This window comes from Streptomyces blattellae (genome assembly GCF_009709555.1).
Classification (GTDB): domain Bacteria; phylum Actinomycetota; class Actinomycetes; order Streptomycetales; family Streptomycetaceae; genus Streptomyces; species Streptomyces blattellae.
This window is the reverse complement of record NZ_WJBG01000013.1, coordinates 1-682: the sequence shown is the minus strand read 5'-3', so window position 1 is coordinate 682 and position 682 is coordinate 1. Positions and strand designations below refer to the sequence as shown.

Here is a 682-nt window from a genome sequence, read left to right as displayed (position 1 = left end):
GCTGAAGTCGACGCTGGAGAAGAACGACGCTACGGCGCAGTCGACGCTTCAGCGGGCGAAGGCCGCGGTCGACAACATCGGCTGAGTCGGGTTGGCGGGGGTTGTCGGTGCCGGGCTGGGATCTGAAGCCGCAGGGTATTTCGGGTGTGTTGAAGACGACGGGTGAGACGGCGTCGGAGCTGGAGGAGCACGGTACGGCGTTCGGTGATCATCTGACGTCGGCGGCGACGAGTGCGGGCACGATTTCCGCCGAGGGCGGCGGCGGCGGTGGTGGGGGCGGCGAGCAGGCGGCGGGTGGTCTGGTGGCGCTGGCGTTGTCGCAGTATGCGGAGCGGGCGTCGCGGGATCTGCAGTACGTCGCGGCCCGTGCCGGTATGTCATTGCAGGGTGCGGTGGACGCGACCACGGCCTATCTGAACGGTGATGAGGAGATGGCGGCGCAGGCGCAGCGTGCGGCGCTGGCCGAGCCGAGGCTTGATATGCCGGGGGTGGACGGGGAGTGATCCAGCCGGGGCAGATTCCGCAGTTCACGGGTGACTTGGCGCAGCTGGAGACGGATCACGCGGCTCTGAGGAGGGACGCGGGGGATGTCCGTCGGACCGGCGGGGATGTGCACGCGCAGTTCCAGGGCCTGTCGGCGTATTACACGGCTCCGGAGGCGGAGCAGTTGTTCGCGACGACG

At 68.8% G+C, this 682-nt stretch carries 2 protein-coding genes and 1 pseudogene; all 3 read left to right on the top strand.

Annotated features, from left to right (window positions below):
* Positions 1-85 (top strand): annotated as a pseudogene (locus tag GFH49_RS41785) (hypothetical protein); the annotation flags it as partial.
* 61 nt (positions 86-146) lie between these two features.
* Complete coding sequence (locus tag GFH49_RS00660; protein ID WP_230396087.1) at positions 147-503, top strand: DUF6507 family protein; 357 nt, start codon at positions 147-149, stop codon at positions 501-503.
* Positions 500-682 (top strand): hypothetical protein (locus GFH49_RS39660; RefSeq protein WP_230396086.1); only part of this gene is annotated, 183 nt, incomplete at its 3' end. The genes GFH49_RS00660 and GFH49_RS39660, both read left to right, overlap by 4 nt.